At 64.4% G+C, this 20,414-nt stretch carries 19 protein-coding genes and 1 tRNA gene; 10 read left to right on the top strand and 10 right to left on the bottom strand.

Features of this window, described 5'->3' with window-relative positions:
- The first annotated feature begins 143 nt into the window (after positions 1 to 143).
- Genes egtA through egtD form a run of 4 tightly spaced genes read left to right on the top strand, consistent with a single transcriptional unit; the run spans position 144 to position 4,413 of the window.
- Positions 144 to 1,400 carry an ergothioneine biosynthesis glutamate--cysteine ligase EgtA gene (egtA, locus tag ACFI9K_RS22110; protein WP_462665489.1) on the top strand — a complete coding sequence of 419 codons (1,257 nt, stop codon included), beginning with the start codon at positions 144 to 146 and terminating at the stop codon, positions 1,398 to 1,400.
- On the top strand, positions 1,397 to 2,701 hold the full coding sequence (gene egtB, locus ACFI9K_RS22105) for an ergothioneine biosynthesis protein EgtB (protein WP_462665488.1): 1,305 nt from the start codon (positions 1,397 to 1,399) through the stop codon (positions 2,699 to 2,701). Before egtA ends, egtB begins: the two co-directional genes overlap by 4 nt.
- Positions 2,702 to 3,451 carry an ergothioneine biosynthesis protein EgtC gene (gene egtC / locus ACFI9K_RS22100; RefSeq protein ID WP_462665487.1) on the top strand — a complete coding sequence of 250 codons (750 nt, stop codon included), beginning with the start codon at positions 2,702 to 2,704 and terminating at the stop codon, positions 3,449 to 3,451.
- The gene (gene egtD / locus ACFI9K_RS22095) at positions 3,448 to 4,413 is read left to right on the top strand and encodes an L-histidine N(alpha)-methyltransferase (RefSeq protein ID WP_462665486.1); all 966 of its coding nucleotides are present in this window, start codon (positions 3,448 to 3,450) and stop codon (positions 4,411 to 4,413) included. The genes egtC and egtD overlap by 4 nt, the downstream gene beginning before the upstream one ends.
- Positions 4,414 to 4,511: 98 nt before the next feature.
- Here egtD and ACFI9K_RS22090 read toward each other — a convergent pair whose 3' ends face one another.
- The 9 genes from ACFI9K_RS22090 to ACFI9K_RS22050 all read right to left on the bottom strand — a co-directional run bounded on the left by ACFI9K_RS22090 (position 4,512) and on the right by ACFI9K_RS22050 (position 13,008).
- Positions 4,512 to 5,369, bottom strand: coding sequence for a DUF559 domain-containing protein (locus ACFI9K_RS22090; protein ID WP_462665485.1), 858 nt, complete (start codon positions 5,367 to 5,369; stop codon positions 4,512 to 4,514).
- Between the two features lie 188 nt (positions 5,370 to 5,557).
- Complete coding sequence (locus ACFI9K_RS22085; RefSeq protein ID WP_462665484.1) at positions 5,558 to 6,943, bottom strand: ABC transporter permease; 1,386 nt, start codon at positions 6,941 to 6,943, stop codon at positions 5,558 to 5,560.
- Positions 6,940 to 7,695, bottom strand: a complete 756-nt coding sequence (locus tag ACFI9K_RS22080; RefSeq protein WP_462665483.1) for an ABC transporter ATP-binding protein — start codon at positions 7,693 to 7,695, stop codon at positions 6,940 to 6,942. The genes ACFI9K_RS22085 and ACFI9K_RS22080 overlap by 4 nt, the downstream gene beginning before the upstream one ends.
- An 81-nt stretch (positions 7,696 to 7,776) precedes the next feature.
- On the bottom strand, positions 7,777 to 8,439 hold the full coding sequence (locus tag ACFI9K_RS22075) for a response regulator (protein WP_462665482.1): 663 nt from the start codon (positions 8,437 to 8,439) through the stop codon (positions 7,777 to 7,779).
- Positions 8,436 to 9,632, bottom strand: coding sequence for a sensor histidine kinase (locus ACFI9K_RS22070; RefSeq protein ID WP_462665481.1), 1,197 nt, complete (start codon positions 9,630 to 9,632; stop codon positions 8,436 to 8,438). The genes ACFI9K_RS22075 and ACFI9K_RS22070 overlap by 4 nt, the downstream gene beginning before the upstream one ends.
- Before the next feature lie 18 nt (positions 9,633 to 9,650).
- On the bottom strand, positions 9,651 to 10,283 hold the full coding sequence (locus ACFI9K_RS22065) for a hypothetical protein (RefSeq protein ID WP_230592568.1): 633 nt from the start codon (positions 10,281 to 10,283) through the stop codon (positions 9,651 to 9,653).
- Between the two features lie 148 nt (positions 10,284 to 10,431).
- Complete coding sequence (locus tag ACFI9K_RS22060) at positions 10,432 to 11,415, bottom strand: ribose-phosphate diphosphokinase (protein WP_222092415.1); 984 nt, start codon at positions 11,413 to 11,415, stop codon at positions 10,432 to 10,434.
- The gene (gene glmU / locus ACFI9K_RS22055) at positions 11,415 to 12,884 is read right to left on the bottom strand and encodes a bifunctional UDP-N-acetylglucosamine diphosphorylase/glucosamine-1-phosphate N-acetyltransferase GlmU (RefSeq protein ID WP_462665480.1); all 1,470 of its coding nucleotides are present in this window, start codon (positions 12,882 to 12,884) and stop codon (positions 11,415 to 11,417) included. Before glmU ends, ACFI9K_RS22060 begins: the two co-directional genes overlap by 1 nt.
- Before the next feature lie 53 nt (positions 12,885 to 12,937).
- Positions 12,938 to 13,008, bottom strand: a tRNA-Gln gene (locus ACFI9K_RS22050).
- A 243-nt stretch (positions 13,009 to 13,251) separates the two neighbouring features.
- Between ACFI9K_RS22050 and ACFI9K_RS22045 the strand changes: the two genes are divergently transcribed.
- Both ACFI9K_RS22045 and ACFI9K_RS22040 read left to right on the top strand, forming a co-directional pair.
- Entirely contained in the window at positions 13,252 to 13,884 is a 633-nt protein-coding gene (locus ACFI9K_RS22045; RefSeq protein ID WP_462665479.1) for a TetR/AcrR family transcriptional regulator, read from the top strand.
- Between the two features lie 187 nt (positions 13,885 to 14,071).
- Positions 14,072 to 14,716, top strand: a complete 645-nt coding sequence (locus ACFI9K_RS22040; RefSeq protein ID WP_462665478.1) for a ScbR family autoregulator-binding transcription factor — start codon at positions 14,072 to 14,074, stop codon at positions 14,714 to 14,716.
- A gap of 1 nt (position 14,717) precedes the next feature.
- Here ACFI9K_RS22040 and ACFI9K_RS22035 read toward each other — a convergent pair whose 3' ends face one another.
- On the bottom strand, positions 14,718 to 14,966 hold the full coding sequence (locus ACFI9K_RS22035) for an alpha/beta fold hydrolase (RefSeq protein WP_462665477.1): 249 nt from the start codon (positions 14,964 to 14,966) through the stop codon (positions 14,718 to 14,720).
- On the opposite strand from ACFI9K_RS22035, the gene ACFI9K_RS22030 reads away from it, so the two are divergent.
- The 4 genes from ACFI9K_RS22030 to ACFI9K_RS22015 all read left to right on the top strand — a co-directional run bounded on the left by ACFI9K_RS22030 (position 14,941) and on the right by ACFI9K_RS22015 (position 20,412).
- A complete protein-coding gene (locus tag ACFI9K_RS22030; RefSeq protein WP_462665476.1) occupies positions 14,941 to 15,207 on the top strand; it encodes a hypothetical protein in 267 nt (88 codons plus the stop codon). The two genes, ACFI9K_RS22035 and ACFI9K_RS22030, sit on opposite strands and share 26 nt — an antisense overlap.
- A 215-nt stretch (positions 15,208 to 15,422) precedes the next feature.
- Positions 15,423 to 19,001, top strand: a complete 3,579-nt coding sequence (gene mfd, locus ACFI9K_RS22025) for a transcription-repair coupling factor (protein ID WP_462665554.1) — start codon at positions 15,423 to 15,425, stop codon at positions 18,999 to 19,001.
- A 2-nt stretch (positions 19,002 to 19,003) separates the two neighbouring features.
- Positions 19,004 to 19,918 carry a nucleoside triphosphate pyrophosphohydrolase gene (locus ACFI9K_RS22020; RefSeq protein WP_462665475.1) on the top strand — a complete coding sequence of 305 codons (915 nt, stop codon included), beginning with the start codon at positions 19,004 to 19,006 and terminating at the stop codon, positions 19,916 to 19,918.
- A 143-nt stretch (positions 19,919 to 20,061) separates the two neighbouring features.
- The gene (locus ACFI9K_RS22015) at positions 20,062 to 20,412 is read left to right on the top strand and encodes a hypothetical protein (RefSeq protein ID WP_462665474.1); all 351 of its coding nucleotides are present in this window, start codon (positions 20,062 to 20,064) and stop codon (positions 20,410 to 20,412) included.
- Positions 20,413 to 20,414 lie beyond the last annotated feature (2 nt).

Raw genomic sequence — 20,414 nt, 5'->3', positions numbered from 1 at the left:
GTCGTCCTTCCTGTCACGAACTCTCGGCATCAGGGTTGCACAATCGGTAGCCTCGTTTGCGACGCGGGATCACGGCGTTTTCGATCCCCGCAGCTGGGTACGTTCGGTAGCGAAGAACGTGGTGAGTGCGGAAAGAAGGAAAAGTGTCGTCCAACGAGAAGTCCCTCGAGCTGAGCAGTCGCCCAGCGGCCGAGGCGTACGTGTCGAAAGTGTGTTTCAAGCTGGGTCCACCGGCGCTGATCGGTGCCGAACTCGAGTGGCTCACCGCCTTCGACGACGGATCGCGTCCCAGTCTCTCTTCGCTGGCAACTGCGCTCGGTGATCACTCCCCGCGCAGTATCGCCCCAGATTCACCCGCCCTGACGTTGCCGGGCGGAAGTGCCGTCACCGTCGAACCCGGCGGCCAAGTCGAATTGTCCAGTTCGCCTTGTACATCCGTTTCCGATCTCGCAACCGTGCTCGACGCCGATGCCCGGATGCTGCGTGAGATGCTCCGTAACTCCGGCATCGATATCCTCGCCGTTCCGGCCGATACCGAGCGTGATCCCGAACGGCTGCTCGTGCTGCCGAGATACTGCGCGATGGAGAACCGGTTCACCACTATCGGGCCCTACGGCAAATTGATGATGTGCAACACTGCTGCCGCTCAGGTGAGCGTCGACGCCGGTCGTGATCGCGGCGAGGTCGCCGCGCGCTGGCGAATGCTGCACGCCATCGGCCCGGCGTTCGTGGCGGCGTTCGCTCGCTCCCCGGAGCTGAAGGGAGCTCCCGAAGGCGCGTGGGCGTCTCAGAGAATGCGAACGTGGCTCGAACTGGACTCCAGCAGAACGGATTCCAGCAGCCCCGCAGATGTGGCTACGGGAGACCCTGTGGCCGACTACGCGCGGTGGGCTCTCGACGTTCCGCTGCTCTGCATTCAGGGTGCCGCTGAGAATTGGGAAGCGCCTGTGGGTACGACGTTCGCGCAGTGGCTCGACGATCCTGACGTGGTCGGACGTGCGCCCACATACGGTGACCTCGACTATCACCTGACCACCCTGTTCCCTCGGGTGCGGGCCTGCGGTCACCTCGAGATCCGTTATCTCGACGCCCAACCGGCGGGGCAGTGGGTCATTCCTGCAGCGGCGTTCGGGGCGCTGTTGTCGACGCCGGAGCTGGTGTCTCGCGCTACCGAAATCGCAGCAGGGACGGCCGATCGCTGGCTCGACGCGGCGCGCCTCGGGCTCGGCGACGACGATCTCCGTTCGACTGCAGTCGAATTGCTTCTCCTCGCAGCCGAGTGCGGCGGTGAGTACGCCGACTACCTGTCTGCAGGTGCTCGCCGATGTCGAGCCGGCGAGCCCCCGAGTGAGTTCGATACGGCGTCCCCGGATTTTCGAAACCGAAAGGAATCGGTGTGAGCGCCGAACAGCTCAGGAACAAGATCGAAACGGTCCTCACCCGCAGTCGCGCCCGCAGTGCAGCGCTCACCGACTGCGTGGACGAAACCGAACTGATGGCGCAACATTCGCCGCTGATGAGCCCGTTGGTCTGGGATCTCGCGCACATCGGAAGTCAGGAAGAACTCTGGCTGGTTCGCGATGTGGGTGGTCGGGACCCTGTGCGACCCGACATCGACGAGTTGTACGACGCGTTCAAGCACACTCGGTCGTCGCGCACCTCACTTCCGTTGCTCACCCCGGAGGAAGCGCGCGTCTACGTGCAGACCGTGCGCGACAAGGCCTGGGACGTGCTGGACCGCAGTACGTTCGAGGGTAGGCCGGTCGAGAAGCACGGATTCGCATTCGGCATGATCGCGCAGCACGAGCAGCAACACGACGAGACCATGCTCGCGACACACCAGTTGCGCTCCGGGCCCGCCGTTCTGGCGGCCCCGGCACCGCCTGCGTCGTCGGCACCGGTGATGGGTGAGGCCGTCATCGCCGGTGGATCGTTCTCGATGGGCACCTCGCTCGATCCGTGGGCACTGGACAACGAGCGGCCGGCCCACCCGGTGCACGTGCCGACATTTGCGATCGACCGAGCCCCGATCACCAACGCGCAGTTCATCGACTTCATCACCGACGGCGGTTACGAGCGTCCGGAGTTGTGGACCGAGAAGGGGTGGGCGCATCGCGTCGACGCCCAGCTCACCGCCCCGCAATTCTGGGAACGCGATTCCGACGGCACGTGGTGGCGTCGGAGCTTCGGGGTTCGCCGACCGGTGCGTCCGCAGCAGCCCGTGGTGCACGTGTGCTGGTTCGAGGCCGACGCCTACGCCCGCTGGGCGGGCAAGCGCCTGCCGACGGAGGCCGAGTGGGAGAAGGCAGCGCGCTTCGATGCCGAGACCCGTAGCAGCCGCGCCTATCCGTGGGGCGACGCCGAACCCACTGCAGCGCACGCCAATCTGAACCAGCGGCACCTCGAACCGGCCGATGTCGGTGCCTATCCGCAAGGGGCGTCCCCGGCCGGGGTGCATCAGTTGATCGGCGACGTGTGGGAATGGACCTCGTCGGACTTCGAGCCCTATCCGGGATTCGAGGCCTTCCCGTACGCCGAATACTCCGAGGTGTTCTTGCGGGGCGACTACAAGGTGTTGCGCGGCGGTTCGTTCGGCACCGACGAGGTGGCGTGTAGGGGTACTTTCCGCAACTGGGACCATCCGATCCGCCGGCAGATCTTCAGTGGGTTCCGGTTGGCCCGCGACGTCGAGCACAGCTGAATGTGCCGTCATCTGGGATATCTGGGAGCGTCCACCTCGGTTGGGTCATTGTTGACTCGGGGGCCCAATTCGCTACGCACTCAATCGTTCGCGCCGAAGGACATGCGCGCCGGCGGCACCATCAATGCCGACGGGTTCGGTGTTGCATGGTGGGACGAGCAGACCGTTCGCAGCTACCGCAACCCGATGCCCATCTGGACCGACCCCGCAGTCGATGATGCGCTGCCGCAAGTGCAGTCGACGTCGGTGATCGCGGCAGTGCGATCGGCCACGGTGGGGATGCCGGTCGAACGCAGCGCCTGCGCCCCGTTCACCGACGATCATTGGGCCTTCAGTCACAACGGCGTCGTGTTCGGCTGGCCGGACACGGTGGCCGAGTTGTGGTCCCGGGTGTCACCGGTCGACGCGCTGATGCTGCCGGCCCCGACCGATGCGGCAGCGCTGTGGATCGTGTTGCGCCACCTGCTGCGCACGCTCGATCCGGAGTCGGCACTGCGCACGCTCGTGAGCGAGGTTCTCGCTACCTCGCCCAAGGCCCGCCTGAACTTTCTGCTCTCGGATGGCACCAGCATGTATGCCACTGCTGTTCATCACTCGTTGTCGGTACTGCAGGCCGAGGATTCGGTCACTATCGCGTCCGAACCCACCGATGACGACTCCGACTGGACGCCCATCGACGATCGAAGTCTGATCGTCGCCACAGCGTCGACATTCACCGTTTCCCATCTCGACGAACAGGAGCACACATGAGCACGGTCGAGGTACACCTCGCAGACACTGCACTGGTGGACGAATTACGCAAGGACGTGCGGGACGGATTGACGTCCGAACCGAAGTGGCTCTCGCCCAAGTACTTCTACGACGCTCTGGGGAGTGAGTTGTTCGAGCAGATCACCGTGCTGCCGGAGTACTACCCGACGCGAACCGAGCGGGCACTGATCGAGGAGCATGCTCTCGATATCGCCGAGGCCACCGAATCGTCGATGTTGATCGAGTTGGGCTCCGGCTCCTCGGAGAAGACGAAGATCCTGCTCGCGGCCGGGGTCGAGCACGGTTCCTTGAAAACGTATGTACCGCAGGATGTTTCCAGTACAGCGCTCGAGGGTGCCGTCGAGCAACTCTCGCAGGAGTTTCCCGCGCTGGAACTGCACGGCATCGTCAGCGATTTCACCGACACTCTGCACAATCTTCCCTCGGGTACGGGTCGGACCATCGCCTTCCTCGGTGGAACTCTGGGCAACCTGATCCCGCAGGAGCGTGAGGAATTCCTGGCGGCGGTAGCCGACGCTCTCGACCCCGGCGAGTTCTTGCTGCTCGGAGTGGGATTGGTCATCGATCCGGACGTCCTCGTCCCCGCATACGACGACGCGGCCGGAGTGACGGCGAAGTTCAACCGAAATGTGTTGTCGGTGCTCAATTCTCGTCTCGGTGCAGACTTCGACCCCGACGCCTTCGAGCATGTGGCTCTATGGAACGCCGAAGACGAGTGGATCGAAATGCGGCTGCGCGCCACCACTGCGCAGGACGTCTACCTGAAGGACCTCGATCTGCACGTGCACTTCGAGGCCGGCGAGGATCTGCGAACGGAGATCTCCGCGAAGTTCCGTCCCGACGGCATCACCGCCGAGCTGAAGGTTGCGGGCTTCGACGTCCAGCATCTCTGGTCCGACGAGCAGTCACGCTTCGCGCTGATTCTTGCCGGACGGGTCTGAGCGTCAGAGCGGGCACCGTTGCACACTACGTTCGCCGATCGACGGAATCCCGTCGATCGGCGTCGATAGCGTGCAACCCTGCCCGCTTCGCCGCGTATTCACGGGAGTCGACGGCCCGTTGCGGCAATCGACTTCCGGCGACGACGCACCACCGTGATGATCTCGTCCACGACGCGATCGAGTTCGGCAAGCGCTGTCGCCGCCGAGTATCGCAGCACCAACCAACCGTCGAGTACCAACTCGTTCTGCCGTCGACGATCGTTGTTGAACGTTGCGGGATCAGTGTGAAACTCTCGGCCATCGATTTCGACGATGACTCGTGCCCGAAAGTCCACCAGGTCGCCGTAGAACTTACCTACGCGCGCATTGATCTCCATTGCGAAGTGCCGAGCTTTCAACGCTCGCGCCACCAGCCGTTCCGGCTCGGAGAGAGTTCTCGGGCAACAGGTTCGAAGCTGCTTGCGCACTGCAGCCATCCCGTCCATGCCCTTTGCCGTGCCACACAGTTCAGCGACCCGACGCCACGGCAGATGACTGTCTATGGCGTTGTCGAAGAACTTTTCGAGATCGGGCGTCGACAGACAGGTCGCGACATCGACGAACGTTTGCTCCAGTGACACCACGCGCATGCCGCGTCGTGTGGTGATGTCGCCGAGAACTCGGCGGTGAACGCGGATCCAGGGCACCGACCTCGACTGGCCGGTCGGACCGACAGTGACTTCCACCAGACGTGGTTCGTACTGAATCAGTCCCCACAACCAGGCCGCACTTTCGTGACTCAGTGCGGCCTCCGGTCTCCACAGGGTGGCCCCGAGGCACAGTCCGAAATAGTCCGGCTTCTCCGTCGCGTAGACCTTCGGCAGCAGTCGCACCAGCTCACCCGACTGCGACCGCCTCGAAATTGTGCTGGTGCTGATTCCCTGCGCCAGCAATTGCTGCACTGTGTAAACCCCCATTGCTACACCGTTGCGGCTGACGAGCCCGCGCAACAGTGGCAATTTCGCAATTGTGGATAACTCGACGACGTTATCCACAGGACTGCCCTACGGAGCGGGCACCGGTGCACACTACGTTCGCCGATCGACGGTATTGAAGTCGATCGGCGTCGGTAGCGTGCAACCCTGCCCCGCGCGAAGCCTCGAGATCAGGCGTCCGCCAACGCGAGTACCGGTGAAATTTGATTGGCACGTCGCGCCGGGGTCAACGATGCACCGAGGGCGAGGAGTCCACCGCACAACACTGTTCCGACTATGACCGCCCACGGCAGGGTCGGTGCGGTGAGCCCGCGGGAATCGAGCGAGCCCAGCAGTGATTGTGCTGCGGCCCAGCCGTACACGATGCCCAGGATCAGGCCGAAGCCCATGGACGCGATCACCATCTGCGTACTTTCCGAGACGATCATTGCTCGAATCTGCTTGCGCGTGAATCCGAGTGCGCGCAGCAGGCCGATCTCACGGGTGCGCTGCAGAATGCTCAGCAGCAGGTTGTTCGCCATGCCGACCGCCGCGATGACGGCCGAGAAGCCGATGAGTCCGGTCATGATGCCCACTGTCACGGTGAGGACCTGGCCGACGGTGGCCTCGTCGTATTCGGTGACGAGCATCGTCCGGTAGCTGTACATCGCGACCGCGAACGTGGTCACCAACGTCACCCCGATCAGCAGGCCCACCGCGGTGCGGGTGCTGCGATCCGGGTAGCGAATCGCGTTGGCGGAGGCCAACCGTGCTGCAGGGCTGCGGCCCGACATCCTGCCCACCAGTCGTAGCGTCGCGGGCAGGATGCGATACGCCCCGACCATGACTCCGGTGAACGACGCCACACCGCCGAGGAACGCCACCATGAGGCCGCCCGGGTTCACCATCCCGATCAGGACTCCGAGACCCAGCAGAATCACTCCGCCGGCGACGAGCACTATCGACAGAGCAGTGCGGACACGACGCGAGCGCGGGGCCTCCACTCCCGTGTCGACGGCACCTCCGGTTGCCTGAACGGGTGTGACGTCCAGAACTTTGCGGGATCCCACGTACGACGCGACGGTGGTGGTCAGCACCACGATCACCACCGGCAGAACGACCAACGGTTGCACGGAGGTGTACTGCGCATCCGGCAACTGACCGGCCGAGACCGCAACGGCGCGGGCCAGATGACTCGCCCCGACGCCGAGAACCATTCCGATTGCGCCACCGAACAATCCGACGACGAAGCCCTCCCGCGCCACCGACCGACGCAGGTCACGAGAGCGGGCTCCCAGCAGCCGCAGGAGGGCGATGGTGCGGGTGCGGCCCGCGACGATCGTGGCAAACGTGTTGGAAGTGACCACCGCCGCCACGCACAACGAGACGCCGATGAACACCAACGCCACGCTGTAGAGCGCGTTGGTGGCGGCACTGTCGCCGAGCCGATCGCCGAAGATGTCGACGAGAAACGCCGTCGCCTGAATCAACACGACACCGAAGAACGACGCGAGCGACGTCACCAGGATGCTGGCACCGTGCTCTTTCGACGCCTGAGCAGAAGTCAGTGCACTCATCGGACTGCACCTTCCATTCCCAGCATGTAGCTCGAAATCTGCTCCGGGCTCGAACGTCCCAGTTCGTTCACGATTCGGCCGTCGGCGAGGAAGACGATGCGATCGGCGTAGCCGGCCGCGATCGGATCGTGGGTGACCATGACGATCGACTGCCCGTACTCGCGCACCGCTGCGGCGAGGAGCCCGAGAACCTCACGGCCGGAGCGGGAATCGAGGTTTCCGGTGGGCTCGTCGGCAAAGATGAGGTGCGGCCGGGTACCCAGCGCTCGGGCGATGGCCACTCGCTGCTGCTGCCCACCCGATAGCTGATGTGGACGGTGGTTCACTCGGCCACGCAGTCCGAGAGTGTCGATCAGCTGCTCGATCCAGGCCCGCTCCTGTTCACTGGGCGCGCGGCCGTCGAGCTCGAAGGGCAGCAGGATGTTGCCCCGAACATCGAGTGTGGGAACGAGGTTGAAGGACTGGAAGATGAAGCCGACCTGCTTGCGCCGCAACGTCGTCAGAGCGTCGTCGTTCGCCGAGGTGATGTCCGCACCGGCCAGCATCAGATGACCCGAGCTGGCGCTGTCCAATCCCGCCATCACGTGCATGAGCGTCGATTTGCCGGAGCCGGACGGGCCCATGATGGCGGTGAATTGGCCGCTGTGAATGTCGAGCGATACGTTGTCGAGCGCACTCACCGGATTGGACGAGTCGCCGAAATGCTTGCTGACCTGGTGTGCTCTGGCAACCAGGGGAACTGTTGTCGTCATGCCCGCAACGCTATGAATCTGCCGAGCCGAAATAGTCAGGCGCGAGTATTCGCCTCGTACATCTACAGGATGACTTCGGCGTCAGTCCCCAGTGAGCCCGTGCTCGAATGCGTAGACCACCAGCTGCACTCGATCGCGCAGGTGGAGCTTGGCGAAGATGCGGCTGATGTGGGTCTTCACCGTGGCCTCGCTCAAGTACTCCAGCTCGGCGATCTCGGAGTTGCTCAACCCTCGGGCTGTGAGCCGGAAGAGCTCCTTCTCCCGCGCAGTGAGTGTCTCGAACGCCGCCGGCACCGTCGGAACCGGAGGCGTAGGAGTGAAGTGGGCCAGCAACCCGGTCGTCGCGGACGCGGCGATCACCGAGTTTCCGGCATGAACCGTGCGGATCGCGGCGAGCAGAAACTCCGGATCCGCGTCTTTGAGTACGAATCCGCTTGCCCCCGAACGGATGGCCCGCGCTGCGCTCTCGTCCAGATCGAACGTCGTGAGCACCAGAATGCGGGGAGGATTCCCGGAGGCCGCCAGAATCTGCTCGGTGGCGGCGATACCGTCGAGCACCGGCATGCGGATATCCATCAGCATCACGTCGGGAGTCGCCGACGCGGCGAGGTCGACGGCTTCTCGTCCGTTGCCCGCCTCCCCGACGAATTCCAGATCGGTCTGCGAGGAGATGAGCATGCGAATGCCCGCTCGGAACAGCTGCTGATCGTCTACCAACGCAACTTTGATGCGATCGGAACTCACGTGGTGCCCTTCGTCGAGGGGGTGGCGGCAGGCAACCACGCCGATACGGTCCACGAGGAGCCGTCGCTGGTCGCAGTGCACGTGCCGCCGGACAGACTGGCGCGTTCTTTCATGCCGGCCACTCCATGACCGGAAGATTCCGCAGCGGGGCGTCCTGGATCCACGCTGTTGCGTACCGTCAGTTCGACGCCGGCAGAATCGGATTCGATGGCGACGGTCACCGGTTCGTTCGGATTGCCGTGGCGCAGCGCGTTGGTCAGCGATTCCTGCGCGATGCGATACAGCGCCAAATATGCTCCGGCACCCAACGACATCTCCCCGGTGCCGATCGAGGAATCGATGTTCAGGCCGGTGGCGCGCATCTGGTCGAACAGGCGCTCGAGATCACCCGGGCCGGGGGTCGGTAGATCGCCTTGGCTGTGGCGGAGTTGCCCCAGCAGCACTCGAACGTCGGAGAGTGCCTCGCGGGCAGTGTCGGAGATCGTCGTCAGTGCGGTGTCCACGGCGGCTGGGTCCACGGCACGCACGTAGCGCGCTCCGTCGGCCTGAGCGATCACCACGGCGAGGGAATGCGCCACGATGTCGTGCATATCCCGCGCAATTCGGTTGCGTTCCTGCTCGATTGCCACCTCTTGCTCGGCTCGCGCCTGGTACACCTCGGCGAGCTCGCGCGCGTGCGCGGATTCGATGGCGGTTCGCCGCGCATAGGCCAGTCGACCGAGAGCCCAGGACAGCCCGAGCATCGCCCACAGTGCCGCGAGCATCACGGCGAACTGAGCCAGGCCCGGCCCTTCGAACCCTTGGTCGCTGGGCGGGCCGAACGGGTTACCGTTGACGTAGACCAGGTACAACGCCGCGATCACCCCGCCGACGACGGCAGAAACAAGGCCGAGTCGTCGAACCACGTTGTCGCCGTAGGCAGCCGAGCAGTACAGAATTGCGAAGATTGCCGCATTTGCCGACAGGGGCAGCACTCCGCCGACCATCTGTACGACGGCCAGTACCCAGGCGAGCGCCAAGGACCATCGTGGTGATCGACGCCGGATGGCCAAGGCAACGCCGAACCCGACCAGAACGCCTGCACCGGCGGTACCGGCGACCCCGTTCAGAGTGGACGCGAGCAGCAGCAGGACGAAGACGACCGCATAGGTGACATCGAGCACCAGCCGTGAGATCGAACGCTTGCGCAGCACTCGATCAGACTACGTGGATCAGTTGGTGCGGCGACGAGCCTTCTCGAGCGCGGCCAATGTCGTCAGCACGGTGGTCCGCTGACGTTCCAGATCTTTCATGCGAGCGCGCGCGGGCAGGCCCTGTACACCGTCGAGCGCGCTGATCTGCTCGTCGACGGAGGTGAGTTGGCCGAGCAACTTCTCCACGCGGGACTGCAATTCGATCGCATCGATTCCGGTGACGCCGGCCTGCGACTTCTTCGTCGGTGCCTTCGCCGGGGCGGACGTCGATGACGGAGACGCCGGAGCGTTCACCGCGGCAGCGGCCCTGGGACGCAACGCCTTGCGCACGGCCGCCGGGTCGGGGAGCTTCTCGAGCCGGATGCGGTTGAGAACCTCGCGCGCATCGCGGGCGGTGACGCGGTACTCGCGCTCTTCGTCGTCCTCGGATGCCAGGGTTCCGCCCAGAGGCCGCAGACCGTACATACCGATGAAGTGCTTGGCCTCGTCGATGACGGCTTCCTTCTCGCGGCACAGGCCGCAGCGCGGCTCGTTGCGGAAGGTTTCGACACTGTCGGTGCTGCCGCACCAGACGCACCCGCCCGGCGTCCATCGAGCAATTCTGACGGTAGTAGTTCCAGCCGGGCCGTTGAGAGAGTGTGCGTCGATCACGACGAGTCATCTTAGGTGACAACGAAACCCGCCCCACACACCCCCGTCTTGCGAGCTGCATATTCCGGCCACGGACGTGACGTAGTTCATGCAGTACAGGTGGGGAGCGGGTGGAGCGGGCTTCGGATCGAGCAAAACAGACTAGCTGTTACGCGCTGCCGTTGAACAAGCTTGTGACGGAGCCGTTTTCGAAGACCTCGCGGATGGTGCGAGCCAGCAGGGGTGCGATCGAGAGTTCGGTGAGCGTGTCGAAGCGCTTCTCGTCGCTGATCGGCAGGGTGTTGGTGACGACGACTTCCTTGGCACCGCAGTTGGCGAGGCGCTCGGCAGCCGGGTCGGACAGGACGCCGTGAGTGGCGGCGATGACGACGTCGCCCGCTCCGGCTTCCTTGAGGACCTTGACGGCTCCCGCGATGGTGCCACCGGTGTCGATCATGTCGTCGATGAGAATGCACGTGCGGCCTTCGACCTCGCCGACAACGCGGTTGGACTTGACCTGGTTCGGCACCAACGGATCACGTGTCTTGTGGATGAAGGCCAGCGGTGCGCCGCCGAAGGAGTCGGCCCACTTCTCGGCGACGCGGACGCGGCCGGAGTCGGGGGAGACGACGGTGATGTGTTCGAGGCTGTACTTGCCGCGGATGTGATCGGCGAGCTGGCTGTGCGCGTGCATGTGATCGACGGGGCCGTCGAAGAAGCCCTGGATCTGATCGGTGTGCAAATCGACGGTGATGATGCGGTCGGCACCTGCGGTCTTGAGCAGATCGGCGACGAGGCGCGCGGAGATGGGCTCACGGCCGCGGTGCTTCTTGTCCTGGCGGGCGTACGGGTAGAACGGGAGGATCGCGGTGATGCGCTTGGCCGATCCACGCTTGAGGGCGTCGATCATGATGAGCTGTTCCATCAGCCAGGTGTTGAGCGGGAACGGGTGCGACTGCAGCACGAATGCGTCCGATCCGCGGACCGACTCCTCGAAGCGCACGAAGATCTCGCCGTTGGCGAAGTCACGTGCCGTCTGCGGGGTGATCTCGATTCCGAGCTCCTTCGCGACCTGCTCGGCCAACTCCGGATGTGCTCGACCAGAGAACAACATCAGGTTCTTCTGGTTGTCGATCCAATTGGGGGTGCTCACTACTGTTCGCCGTCCTTTTGTTCGTGCCGATCACGATCTGCGAGCGCCGCTGCCTGCGCAGCTTCGGTTCCGGGCCTGTTGTCGATGACCCAGCCTTCGATATTGCGTTGCTTACCGCCGGAGACGGCCAGTGCGCCGGGAGGAACATCGTCCCGAACCACCGTTCCTGCACCGGTGTAAGCGCCGTCGCCCACGTGAACGGGAGCGACGAACGTCGAGTCGGAACCGGTCCGTACATGGGATCCGATTTCCGTGCGGCTCTTGTTGACACCGTCGTAGTTGGCGAAGACGTTGGAGCAACCGATGTTGCTGTATTCGCCGATCGTGGCATCGCCGACGTACGTGAGGTGCGGGACCTTGGTGTGATTGCCGATCGTCGCGTTCTTCGTCTCGACGTAGGCACCGAGCTTGCCGCCGGTGCCCAGGACAGTGCCGGGACGCAGATAGGTGAACGGCCCGACCGTCGCATCGGGTCCGATGACGGTCTGCTCGGCGTGAGTGCGGACCACCGACGCGCGTTCGCCGATCTCGACGTCACGCAGGGTCGAGTCCGGTCCGACGACCGCGTCGTCGGCGATGTGCGTCTTGCCGTGGAGTTGGACGCCGGGTTCGATGCGCACGTCCGCGCCCAGGGTGACGTCGATGTCGATCCAGGTGGTCGCCGGATCGACGACGGTGACGCCTGCGCGCATGTGCCGCTCGATGATGTGGCGATTGAGCACAGACGTGACGTGCGCCAGTTGAACGCGATCGTTGACCCCCACCACCAGGTCCGGATCGGCCAGCTGGGTGCCGTACACGGCTTTGCCGTCGGCCTTGCTGATCTTGACGACGTCGGTCAGGTACAGCTCGTGTTGGGCATTGGCGGTGCTGAGCTTGCCCAGTGCCGTGCGTAGCGCGACGGCGTCGAATGCGTAGACGCCGGAGTTGACCTCGCCGATCAATACCTGCTCGGGGGATGCGTCGGCGTGCTCGACGATCTCGGCGACCTCGCCGTCGTCCGTGCGCACGATGCGGCCGTAACCGTTGGCGTCCGCGGGGAGGAAGGTCAGTACCGTCGCCGCCGCCGGGCGAGGAGCGCTGAGGTGCTCGTCGAGCAGCGCTTTGAGGGTGTGACCGTCCAGGAGAGGTACGTCGGCCGCGGTGACGAGGATCGTGCCCTCGAAGTCGTCCGGAAGCGCGGCCAATCCGCACTGCACCGCATGTCCGGTACCCAACTGCTGATCCTGAACGGCGGTATGGATGGTGCGGCCGAGGGTGGCTGCAAGATCGTGCACGGCGGCCGACACTCGTTCGCGATCGTGTCCGACGACGGTCACCAGGTGGTCGGGTCCGAGGTCGGCGGCCGCGTGCAGGGCGTGCGCGAGCATCGTGCGACCGGCCAGGGGGTGCAGAACCTTCGGAGTCTTGGACCGCATTCGGGTACCTGCACCCGCAGCGAGAACGACCACGGCGGTCTGCACAGGCATTGAGCTCCTCGGGGCGATGACGCGAAACGGTAATGCACGAATGGTCTTGCTCGCTCCGCCGCCAGGACTCGAACCTGAACTATCTGAACCAAAATCAGAGGTGCTGCCATTACACCACGGCGGATAATCGACCAGCAGTGACGACAGTGGCCTACGAATCGAACGACGCCTTCGTTAGCCGCTGCGCTCCCACTGAGCGCAACGATCCTCGCATGAGAGGCAGTGGTGAGTCGAACCGCGACTCATAACAGACCGGTCAGGTCGTTCCTGCACGGGTGCGAACTGGATAGATCGGGCATCGCTAGGGTGAGGTGGTCGCCGACTCCGGCGTCAGGACGCGCACGGTCGGTCAACGGAAGCGGTTTCCATGTCAGCCTCGGAGCAAGAACGCTCACCCCGGATTCGGATGACCGGGACTCAACGTCGCGAGCAGTTGATCGAGGTGGGACGGACCCTGTTCGCCGAACGGGGCTACGAGGCCGCGTCCGTCGAGGAGATCGCCGGACGCGCCAGTGTGTCCAAGCCGGTGGTGTACGAACACTTCGGCGGTAAAGAAGGCCTTTATGCCGTCATCGTCGATCGTGAGATGTCGACGTTGATGGGCATGATCACCAAATCCTTGGACCTCAATCGGTCGCGCATTCGCGTCGAACGTGTGGCGCTCGCGCTGTTGACGTACATCGAGGACCGGACCGACGGTTTCCGCATTCTCGTTCGCGATTCTCCTGCCTCTGCCGAGGACGGAAAGTACTCGTCCCTGCTCAACGAGGCCATCGGACGCGTCGGACACATGCTGGCCGGAGACTTTTCGCGCCGTGGCCTCCATCCCGAGTTCGCCCCGATGTACGCCCAGGCTCTGGTCGGAATGGTGTCGATGACGGCGCAGTGGTGGCTGGACGTGCGCACTCCGTCCAAAGAGGTGGTGGCCGCGCACGTGGTCAACCTGTGCTGGAACGGGCTGACGAATCTGGAGGCCGACCCTCGATTGACCGAGGAATGAGGACCCGTTCGCTCTCTTCGCGAGGAAAGAGGGGGTATCGTCCCCTTTGTCGTACGTGAGAGCTCCGTCACTCGCGGCGTGGTGCTCAATCGAACCGATGATGTTGACATGAGACGTGAAGCCGCTCAGTGGTACCGTTCGGGCGTAATTTGCGCGGTGGCAGTACAGAATTGCGAAGGCGGATCCTATGGTCAGGCAGGCCCGCGCTGAAATAACTCGCGACACCGTGCTCGCGGGCGCAGCAAATGTATTCCTGCGCCTCGGGTACGCGAACGCGAGCCTCAGCGAGATCATCTCTCAGTCTCAGGTCACCAAAGGTGCGCTGTACTTCCATTTCGGCTCCAAGGAAGAACTGGCACGCGCGGTCATCGACGAGGGCAACGCCCGTCTGACCACGGCCTGCTCGCAGTTCAACGACGGCCGCATTCCCGCCCTCGAAGCGGCGATCGGCATCTCCTACATCGTCGTCGACCTGTCGGTCAGCGATCCCATGGTCTCGGCCATGCTGCGCCTGAGCCATCAGATCGGTGACTACCGGGGCACCGAGGGCAACGTCATGGCCGGGTGGAGCGAGTCGTTCGACAGACTTGCCGCCAAGGCCATCGCGCAGGGCGACATCGACCCCAACTCGGACTCGAAGACCATCGGTTCGCTCGTGCTCGAGATCCTCACCGGTGTCCACATGGTTGCGGTCGCCACCTCCACCACCGAAGAGCTGCCTTCTCGCATGGAGCGCCTCTGGTATTACCTGCTGCCGGCGTTGGTTCCGGGCAACAAGCTGGACTATTTCCGCGAGTTCGCGGCTCGTCGGGTCATTCGCTTCGGCCCGTAATTCACGAGTTGCTCGCAACGAAGTCCGCTATATCGCGTCGCAGAAGATCCGGATATTCGCCGTTGACGGCGTGCGAGGCGTCGGGATAGAGCCGCACTGTGCCGTCGGGAAGCGCCCGTTCTGCCGTGGCAACGGCGTCTTCGGCATCGTGCATCACGGACTTTCCCGCGATAACGGCCAGTAGCGGCACGTCCAGTGCCGCGAGGCGTTCCTCGGTGATCCGAGTGGGCTGCGGCAGTTTCAGACTCATCGAGGCGCTGGGGTACTCCACGCCCGGACACACGCCGGAGCAGCGATGGCGGCCTCTGGCCGACATCATCGACGCATCCGTCCGTGCACGTGGGACGGACGATGTCGATTCACGAACCCTCGCCATCATCACCGGCGGCGCGATCGACGCGATCGTCAGCGAATGCCTGCACGACGCGGACTACGACTCGGCTGCTGCCGGCGAGTCACTTGCAGCGATGCTCGACGCAGCTCTGAGCTGAGCCGCGTGTCTCCCGCCCGCCGGGGTGTCGGCGTACTCCCATAGACTTGCCAGTGACTGTGCATGCGCAGCCGTCGCCTCGACTCGCTTGTAGGAGCATTGCTGTTGTCTTCCGATTCTCTGCCTGTCGTTTCGCCATCCGGGCCCGCCCCGATCGTTCCCGACGCGGCGCTGCAACTGTCGGGTCTGGCCAGCGTCGCGCTGACGGATTCGTCGATGGTGGCCGTTGCCGACGCGATCGGCACCGCCGAGCACACTCTCATCGGGCCCCACTCGGTCCGGCCCTTCGTCGCCGCTGCCATCGCGCAGCACACCCAGCTCCTGATCGTCACCGCCACAGGACGTGAAGCGGACGATCTGACGAACGAACTCGGCCAGATACTCGGCGACGGTGTCGTGATGTTCCCGTCCTGGGAGACACTGCCGCACGAACGCCTCTCGCCCAGCGCCGATACCGTCGGCAAGCGCCTCGACGTGCTCCGCAGGCTGGCTCGCCCCGACGACGCCGATTACGGCGACCCGATACGCGTCATCGTCACCACCGTGCGTTCGCTGGTACAGCCGATGGCACCGGGCCTCGGTGAGATCGAGCCCGTGACGCTGAAGGTCGGGCTGGACATCGACTTCGACGGGCTGATCCATCGTCTCGTCGAATTCGGCTACCTGCGTGTGGACATGGTGGGCAAGCGCGGCGAGTTCGCCGTCCGCGGCGGCATTCTCGACCTCTTCTCGCCGACGGCAGATCACCCGGTCCGCGTGGAGTTCTGGGGCGACGAGATCACCGAGCTTCGTGCTTTCGCCGTCTCCGACCAGCGGTCACTGCCCGACCACGAGGTCGAACTCGTCATCGCGCCGCCATGCCGGGAGCTGCTTCTCACCCAGGAGGTCCGCGACCGAGCTGCGGTGCTCGCGGCGGACAACGCCGGTGATACCGCACTGGTGGAGATGCTGGACAAGCTGTCCGCCGGAGTGCCCGTGGAGGGAATGGAAGCGCTGCTTCCGCTGCTGCAGCCGGGCGAATTGCAACTGCTCGCCGATACGCTCCCGGCAGGAACCCACGTACTGCTCTGCGACCCCGAGCGAATCCGCACGCGCGCAACGGATCTGGTCCGCACGGGACAGGAGTTCCTGGAAGCGTCGTGGACGGCCGCGTCGATCGGCGGAGCTGCGCCACTGGACACGTCGACCCTCGACACGTCCAGCCTCGAAGGTGCGTCCCTCGATCTCGGTGCCTCGGCGTATCGGTCTCTGCGGCAGGTTCGCGAGTCGGCTCAGGTGCACGGTCGGCCGTGGTGGACCATCAGCCCGCTGGCGTCCGGAAACGGTGAAGAAGTAGAACTCGCCGTCGATTCGGTCCCGGAGGTGCGAGGGTCCGAGGAAGCGCTGACGGCCTTGTTCGCGACACTGCGTGCGCATATCGCCACCGGGGGACTGGCCGTCATTTCCGTCGCCGGTGCCGGCACCGCCGCCCGCATCATCGAACGCCTCGCAGAGGCCGAAGTTCCAGCAGCGCAACTCGATTCCGGTGCCGTTCCGGTCTCGGACGTCGTCAATGTCCTCTGCGGATCGCTGCACGACGGCCTGGTATTCCCCGATGCCAAGCTCGTCGTCGTCACCGAAGGTGATCTGACCGGCAACCGCGTCGCTGCGGCGGGGGAGGGCCGCAAACTCCCGGCGAAGCGTCGCAATCAGGTCGATCCGCTCGCACTGGTCGCCGGCGACAGCGTCGTGCACGATCAGCACGGCATCGGCCGGTTCGTCGAAATGGTCGAGCGCACCATCGGCGGTGCCCGACGCGAATACCTCGTCGTCGAGTACGCACCGAGCAAGCGCGGCCATCCCGGAGATCGCCTCTTCGTACCGATGGACTCACTCGATCAGCTCTCGCGCTACGTCGGCGGCGAGCTGCCGGCACTGAGCAAGCTCGGTGGATCCGACTGGGCCAACACCAAACGCAAGGCGCGCAAGGCAGTTCGCGAGATCGCCGGCGAGCTGGTGCAGCTGTACGCGGCTCGGCAAGCCGCACCCGGACACGCCTTCGGACCCGACACCCCGTGGCAACTCGAGATGGAAGATGCGTTCGGATTCACCGAGACGGTCGACCAGATGACCGCCATCACCGACGTCAAGGCCGACATGGAGAAGGCGGTTCCGATGGACCGCGTCATTCTCGGCGACGTCGGATACGGCAAGACCGAGATCGCAGTACGTGCGGCGTTCAAGGCGGTTCAGGATGGCAAGCAGGTTGCCGTCCTCGTTCCGACAACCCTTCTGGCGCAACAGCATCTGCAGACCTTCACCGCGCGCATGGCGTCGTTCCCGGTGACGGTCAAGGGACTCTCTCGCTTCACGCACGGGTCCGAATCCAAAGAGGTCATGGCCGGGTTGGCCGACGGCACGGTCGATATCGTCGTCGGCACGCACAGGTTGCTGCAGACCGGAGTCGCCTGGAAGGACCTGGGTCTGGTCATCGTCGACGAGGAACAGCGCTTCGGCGTCGAGCACAAGGAGCACATCAAGTCGCTCCGAACGCACGTGGACGTACTCACCATGTCCGCCACCCCGATTCCGCGAACGCTGGAGATGAGCCTGGCCGGCATCCGCGAGATGTCGACCATCCTCACCCCGCCCGAAGAGCGGCACCCGGTGCTCACGTACGTCGGGGCGTACAACGACAAGCAGGTTGCGGCGGCCATCCGGCGTGAGCTGCTGCGCGACGGCCAGGTGTTCTTCGTGCACAACCGAGTGAGCTCGATCGACAAGGCCGCGAAGAAGATTCGCGATCTCGTTCCCGAGGCACGGGTGGCGACCGCGCACGGTCAGATGAACGAGGAGACACTCGAACGGACCGTGCAAGGGTTCTGGCAACGTGAGACCGACGTGCTGGTGTGCACCACCATCATCGAGACCGGTCTCGACATCTCCAATGCCAACACGCTGATCGTCGAACGATCCGATTCGCTCGGCTTGTCGCAGTTGCACCAGCTGCGCGGTCGCGTGGGGCGTAGCCGTGAGCGTGGTTACGCCTACTTCCTGTATCCACCGGAGAAGCCGCTCACCGAGACCGCCTACGACCGTCTGGCGACCATCTCGCAGAACTCGGACCTCGGTGCCGGTATGGCCGTCGCGATGAAAGACCTCGAGATCCGCGGTGCCGGAAACGTTCTGGGTGCGGAGCAGTCCGGACACGTCGCCGGCGTCGGATTCGACCTGTACGTGCGGCTCGTGGGCGAAGCCGTCGAGGCTTACCGGGCTGCTGCCGACGGCAAGCCGATCACCACGGACGAGGCACCCAAGGAAGTGCGTATCGACCTGCCCGTCGATGCGAACATCCCACCCGATTACGTCACCAGCGACCGGCTGCGTCTCGAGGGCTACCGAAAACTTGCTGCGGCAGCCGATTCGGCCGGTATCGACGCCGTCATCGACGAACTCGTCGATCGGTACGGCCCGCTTCCGGAGGAGGTCGGTCGTCTGGTTTCGATTGCGAAGTTGAGGCTGATCGCCAAGGAGTACGGTTTGACCGACGTCAATGTGGCCGGAACTCAGGTCAAATTGGCTCCGATGGATCTGCCCGACTCCAAGCAGATTCGCCTCAAGCGGCTCTATCCCAGCGCCACCTACCGGGCCACCACCGGCGTGGTGCAGTTGCCGCTACCGCGGGTCGAGGGCGGCGGCGTAGGGGCGGCGCGCGTACGCGACGTCGAATTGGTGCAGTTCATCGCCGATCTCATCCTATCCTTGGACGGGAAGCCATCTCGGTCCGTCTTGTTGGAGCAAACAGTGGGGGTGTAGCGGTGACGGTAGTTCTGCTCGACCCCGTTCGTCCGACCCAGGTACCCGTCGATGCTGTCGAATTCCTCGGTGGTGCGGTGCAATTCACCGAAGAGGTACCGGTGCGGGTGCGGTGGCTGTTTTCCGGTACCGCTGCGCCCGACGCCGTCGACCCCGTCCTGGTCAGCACCGATCGGTTGAACCCCGACGTCCAGGACCGGATTGCTCGCGGAGAACGCATCATCGCCGCCGAGAAGTTGCCCGGTGACGACATCATCGCAGCGGTGCACCTGATGGATCGATTGCACACCGTCGGTGGCTGGGAGGCTCAGCAGACCCACGAGTCGCTGCGCGGCTACCTGTTGGAAGAGACCTACGAACTCCTCGACGCCATCGCCGCAGGAAACCTGAACGATCTCCGCGAGGAACTCGGAGACTTGTTGCTGCAGGTGCTCTTTCACTCCCGAATCGCGCAGAACGCCGCTGAGAACGCGTTCGACATCGACGACGTCGCCGCGGGACTGGTCGCCAAATTGACCCACCGCAGCCCGCACCTCACTCGCCAGGACGGCGGACCGATCGACATCGTCGAGCAGGAGCGGGCCTGGGAAGAGCAGAAGGCCTCGGAGAAGGCGCGGGGATCGTGCATCGACGGGATCGCGCTGTCGCAGCCGTCGCTCGCACTGGCCCAGAAGGTGATCGGACGAGCCACCAAGGCGGGCCTACCCGACGAACTTGTCCCCGACGGCCTCCGCGTCGTACACATCGGGGTCGATCACTCACACGGTGGGGAAAGTGCCGAGGACGCGCTGCGGCGTCGGGTACTGGATTTTGCATCCCTGATCCGCAACGCGGAAGCATCGGCCCGCAATGCCGGCATCGCGCCGGGAGAGATGTCTGCGCTGGATTGGATCGAGCACTGGGGTCTGCGGGGCTAGTTCCGTTCCACCCGAACGCGTCAATGAACCATTGCACCGCCGAGACGTATGCAGTGCGCCATCCACGCGGCGGGGGATTGCTCAGCTGACATGAGTAGCGCTACTCATGTCAGCGTGGTGCCCGGTCGGCCAGGCTAACGGTCATGACAACGAACCTGATCGAACGCGAATCCGACAAGACATGGACCGGCGGTTGGACGGCACTCGGCGTCGTGATGTTACTGGTGGCGGGCGTCGCCGGCTTCGCGGTACTCGACAGTCCCGTAGCGACTGATTATTTGATGGGTTACGACTACGACCCTTCGGCGCGGACCGCGTTGCGGTTCGGGGCGGGTTTCGCCGTGCTGGCGTGGTTCGCCAGCTTCGTCACGACGGTCCTCGGGATGCGTCGATCGAGTTCGGTTCGAGCCATCCTCGGGACTCTCGTACTTCTCGCGCTCGTTGCGCTCGGCCCACTGTTTCTGTTCGCGGCATCCATCGCCTTCACGCCCTGAAC

The organism is Rhodococcus sp. PSi06, from assembly GCF_054960675.1.
This window is presented reverse-complemented; position numbering and strand designations above follow the sequence as displayed.

Excerpts from the sequence above, each read along its gene's own strand:
- egtC (WP_462665487.1), top strand. The coding sequence starts at position 2,702 with ATGTGCCGTCATCTGGGATATCTGGGAGCGTCCACCTCGGTTGGGTCA.
- egtD (WP_462665486.1), top strand. The coding sequence starts at position 3,448 with ATGAGCACGGTCGAGGTACACCTCGCAGACACTGCACTGGTGGACGAA.
- ACFI9K_RS22090 (WP_462665485.1), bottom strand. The coding sequence starts at position 5,369 with ATGGGGGTTTACACAGTGCAGCAATTGCTGGCGCAGGGAATCAGCACC.
- ACFI9K_RS22085 (WP_462665484.1), bottom strand. The coding sequence starts at position 6,943 with ATGAGTGCACTGACTTCTGCTCAGGCGTCGAAAGAGCACGGTGCCAGC.
- ACFI9K_RS22080 (WP_462665483.1), bottom strand. The coding sequence starts at position 7,695 with ATGACGACAACAGTTCCCCTGGTTGCCAGAGCACACCAGGTCAGCAAG.
- glmU (WP_462665480.1), bottom strand. The coding sequence starts at position 12,884 with ATGCCTGTGCAGACCGCCGTGGTCGTTCTCGCTGCGGGTGCAGGTACC.
- ACFI9K_RS22045 (WP_462665479.1), top strand. The coding sequence starts at position 13,252 with ATGTCAGCCTCGGAGCAAGAACGCTCACCCCGGATTCGGATGACCGGG.
- ACFI9K_RS22040 (WP_462665478.1), top strand. The coding sequence starts at position 14,072 with ATGGTCAGGCAGGCCCGCGCTGAAATAACTCGCGACACCGTGCTCGCG.
- ACFI9K_RS22035 (WP_462665477.1), bottom strand. The coding sequence starts at position 14,966 with ATGAGTCTGAAACTGCCGCAGCCCACTCGGATCACCGAGGAACGCCTC.
- mfd (WP_462665554.1), top strand. The coding sequence starts at position 15,423 with ATGGTGGCCGTTGCCGACGCGATCGGCACCGCCGAGCACACTCTCATC.
- ACFI9K_RS22015 (WP_462665474.1), top strand. The coding sequence starts at position 20,062 with ATGACAACGAACCTGATCGAACGCGAATCCGACAAGACATGGACCGGC.